Source organism: Chloroflexota bacterium (genome assembly GCA_026389585.1).
Taxonomy (GTDB): domain Bacteria; phylum Chloroflexota; class Dehalococcoidia; order UBA2247; family RBG-13-53-26; genus JAPLHP01.
Map to the genome: position 1 here is coordinate 1 of JAPLHP010000063.1, position 3,700 is coordinate 3,700.

5 protein-coding genes are annotated in these 3,700 nt (G+C 51.6%); all 5 read left to right on the forward strand.

From position 1 onward, the window contains the following. Positions 1–316: 316 nt before the first annotated feature. From NTZ04_05020 to NTZ04_05040, 5 genes are read left to right on the forward strand one after another with little or no spacing between them, the layout of a single operon-like run. Positions 317–547 (forward strand): ferredoxin family protein, encoded by a 231-nt coding sequence (locus NTZ04_05020; protein ID MCX5991672.1) that lies wholly within the window; start codon positions 317–319, stop codon positions 545–547. After that, positions 540–1,607 carry a 3-methyl-2-oxobutanoate dehydrogenase subunit VorB gene (gene vorB, locus NTZ04_05025; protein MCX5991673.1) on the forward strand — a complete coding sequence of 356 codons (1,068 nt, stop codon included), beginning with the start codon at positions 540–542 and terminating at the stop codon, positions 1,605–1,607. The genes NTZ04_05020 and vorB overlap by 8 nt, the downstream gene beginning before the upstream one ends. A gap of 6 nt (positions 1,608–1,613) precedes the next feature. After that, positions 1,614–2,369: a thiamine pyrophosphate-dependent enzyme gene (locus tag NTZ04_05030; protein ID MCX5991674.1), complete on the forward strand. Its 756-nt coding sequence runs from the start codon at positions 1,614–1,616 to the stop codon at positions 2,367–2,369. After that, positions 2,359–2,889, forward strand: coding sequence for a 2-oxoacid:acceptor oxidoreductase family protein (locus tag NTZ04_05035; GenBank protein MCX5991675.1), 531 nt, complete (start codon positions 2,359–2,361; stop codon positions 2,887–2,889). Before NTZ04_05030 ends, NTZ04_05035 begins: the two co-directional genes overlap by 11 nt. 30 nt (positions 2,890–2,919) lie before the next feature. After that, on the forward strand, positions 2,920–3,351 hold the full coding sequence (locus tag NTZ04_05040) for an amino acid-binding protein (protein MCX5991676.1): 432 nt from the start codon (positions 2,920–2,922) through the stop codon (positions 3,349–3,351). Positions 3,352–3,700 lie beyond the last annotated feature (349 nt).

A 3,700-nucleotide genomic window follows, 5' to 3' on the forward strand; every position in this document is an offset into this window, starting at 1 on the left:
CTGCTGGTACACTTGTTTTCATAATCATACTGCAATGTAGTGTGGGATACTTGTTCCAATGAGGAAGACGGCCCAGGGGCTGGTTCGTTGGCAAGCAAGGCATAGCTTCGAAAAACTTGAAGCACGTCTGATTTGGGAATAAAATCATATAGAGATCGGGAGACTGATCTGGAAGAACCTTGTCTGCTTTGCCTATAGGTAGACTATGGCAAGATAAGGCAAGGTTCAAATAGTTGTAGTCTCATTTGGTCAGTTCGAGGACGTAAAGACCAAAATAGCTATCGTTGGTTAGTTTCGGAGGATAGAGGACAGGATTGTGGGCATAACAGAATCCAAGGCAAATGGTTATATTGAAATCAACCAGGAGCTGTGCAAGGGATGCCAGGTCTGTATAGCTTTTTGTCCCAAGGGGGCGATCGCTCTGTCGGATAGACTGACGGCCAGTGGCTATGTACCTGTCTCCTTTAATGATGGCAGCGAATGTACCGGCTGTGCCATCTGCGCCATAGTGTGTCCGGAAGTGGCCATAGAGGTGTACCGTGGCTAAGGTCCTCATGGATGGCAACAGCGTGATTGGAGAGGCGGCTATCAGGGCTGGTTGCCAGTGTTATTTTGGCTATCCCATCACTCCTCAGAACGAGCTGACTGAATATATGGCAAACCACCTGAGCAGGAAAAAGGGGTGTGCTTTTATTCAGGCGGAGAGTGAGCTCGCGGCTATAAATATGGTATTTGGAGCCAGTTTGGCGGGGGTGAGAGTCATGACCTCGTCTTCCAGTCCGGGGATGAGTTTAAAGCAGGAAGGGATTTCTTATTTGGCGAGTTGCGAGCTTCCGTCGGTCATAGTCAATATGTCCAGGGGTGGGCCGGGTTTGGGGACCATATCTGCTTCTCAGTCTGACTACTTCCAGGCCACCCGGGGTGGGGGGCACGGGGATTATCGGACCATAGTTTTGGCGCCTTCATCGGGGCAGGAACTGGCGGACCTCACTCACCGGGCCTTTGATCTGGCCGACAAGTATCGGATTCCGGTGCTTATCCTGGGGGATGGGATACTGGGGCAGATGATGGAGCCGGTGGAATTTAAGCATGAGGCTCCTGCGGAACTGCCGGTGAGAAGCAACGCCTTGAGAGGGGCAAAGGGGCGGGCAAGCCGGATTGTCAGGACCTGTACCTCGAACACGAGCGACATGGAAGAACTCAACTGGAGCCTCTACAGAAGATACCAATTGATCAAGGAAGAAGAGATCACCTGCGAGACCTTTCTGGTTGAAGATGCTGAGATGATAGTGGTGTCTTTTGGCATAGCGGCCCGAATTGCCCGAGGGGCGATCAAGAACGCGCGGGCTAATGGGCTGAAGGTAGGCCTGTTGCAGCCCGTCACCCTGTGGCCGTTCCCTTCTGCAAAGGTGGAAGAATTGGCCAACAGGGCAAAATACTTCCTGGTATTTGAGATGAACATGGGCCAGATGATAGAGGATGTGCAACTGGCCCTGAATGGTAAAGGAGAGACCTTCTTCTATGGGAGGCCGGGGGGTGTCATTCCTACCCCCAGCGAAGTCTTCCGGGTGATTTCACGACATTATTATCAGAAGGGTCTGAGTTAGAGAACAATGACTAAGGTGTATAGCCGTCCCAAGTTGCTGAAGAAGAAGATTTTCCATTACTGCGCGGGATGTGGTCATTCGATTATCCACCGGCTTCTGGCTGAGGTGATTGAAGAGATGAATCTTCAAGAGAGGATTGTAGGCATCAACTCGGCGGGATGCTCGGTTTTTGCCTATGACTATCTTGACATCGATATGGCGGAAGCAGCCCATGGCAGGGGAATGGCGGTGGCTACCGGCCTGAAAAGGGCCTCTCCTGAGACCATTGTGTTTACCTATCAGGGGGATGGTGATCTGGCAGCCATTGGTACTGCTGAGACTGTTCATACTGCCAACAGAGGAGAAAGGATAACGACCATTTTTGTCAACAATGCTGTCTACGGCATGACCGGTGGTCAGATGGCCCCGACTACTCTACTGGCCCAGCTGACCACCACCACGCCCTACGGGCGGGATGCCAGGCTGGAGGGACATCCTATCAGGGTGAGCGAGATGCTGGCACTCCTTGGGGGAGTGGTCTATATTGAACGGACGGCAGTGGATTCTCCGACGAACATCAGAAAGACGAAGAAATCTATCCGCAAGGCCTTCCAGGTGCAAATTGATGGTCTGGGCTTCTCAATGGTGGAAATACTCGCCCCCTGCCCCATAAACTGGAAGATGGAACCATTAGAGGCCTGGCAGTGGATCGGTAAAGAAATGACTAAGGTATTCCCACTTGGGGTGATAAAGGACATCACGGGGCAAAAAGATGCTGATTAAGACGATCTTTGCTGGATTTGGAGGCCAGGGGGTACTTTCCATGGGACTTGGCCTGGCTCAGGCAGCTATGATGGAGGGCAAAAACGTGACGTACTTACCCTCCTATGGTGTTGAGGTTCGCGGTGGTACTGCCAACTGCACGGTAGCCGTATCGGATGAAGAGATTGCCTCACCGGTGGCTTCGGCACCGGAATTTGTTGTTGCCATGAATCAACCTTCCCTGGTCAGATTTCAGAATCAGGTCCAATCAGGAGGCGTATTGTTTTTCAATTCTTCGCTGATCAAGGCTGAAGTCTCCCGTGGCGACATCGAGCTTGTTGGAGTTCTGGCAGGCCGTATTGCTGAGGAATTGGGCAGTCCCAGATCGGCCAACATGGTGATGCTGGGGGCATTCACCAAGAAAAGCAATCTGGTCTCCATTGATACCCTGATTGAAGGACTGAAAAGCACCTTGAAGAACAAGACAAAGTTGATTGCCGTCAACAAAAAAGCGCTGATAGCAGGATACGAACTCTTCTAGTAATGATGTAGATAACCTGGGGGTAAGGCTATGTTTGTCAAACAGATTTCGATCAGCCTGGATAATGTGCCGGGGAAGCTCATGGATGTGAGCGAACTCCTGGGCATTGAAGGGGTAAATATCAGGGCCATTTCGGTAGCTGATACTGCCGACATCAGTACGGTGAGGTTTGTCACCGATGATCCGGCCAAAACCACCAATGTCCTGAGGAGCCATGGCTATTCTGTAAAAGAGACAGACGTCATAGCGGTGGAGGTCCCGGATCACCCGGGAGGCCTTCGAGCTGTGCTCAAGCCTCTGAAGGCGGCCAATATCAATGTCCTCTATCTCTACCCCTATTTGGGCAGGGGGGAGAGCGGTCAGCCTATAGTCATCGTGGGCGTGGACAAAACCGAAGAGGCGACAAAGGTGTTGGGAAAGAACTGGGTGCGCACCTTTGGCAAAGAGATCTATGCCCTTTGACTCGACCCTGCGGTTCCGCTGTTTTACTTTACTCTCGTGATGTGGCACCTCTCCCTTCCAGACTCTTGACCTGCAGAGTCCTTCCTTTGATGGTTTCGATTGCTGGATAAGTTAGACAAGTCCCTGCAATCTTGCCTGTGCGACAGTCTATGCACCAATCCTACCACACTACCACAGGGTACCACAGGCTGCAAACATCCACAGCTGCCTGTTGTTGTCCAGCGAAAATGTCACCCTAATTGTTCAGCGAATTTGTCACCCCTTGTCATAAAAGGCTTTGTAAGATCTACGCCAAGGATGATGCGGACCTGGCTTGTGTCCATTACTGCGGAGCGGGCGGTTGACCATG

Excerpts from the sequence above, each read along its gene's own strand:
- NTZ04_05040 (MCX5991676.1), top strand. The coding sequence starts at position 2,920 with ATGTTTGTCAAACAGATTTCGATCAGCCTGGATAATGTGCCGGGGAAG.
- NTZ04_05030 (MCX5991674.1), top strand. The coding sequence starts at position 1,614 with ATGACTAAGGTGTATAGCCGTCCCAAGTTGCTGAAGAAGAAGATTTTC.
- NTZ04_05035 (MCX5991675.1), top strand. The coding sequence starts at position 2,359 with ATGCTGATTAAGACGATCTTTGCTGGATTTGGAGGCCAGGGGGTACTT.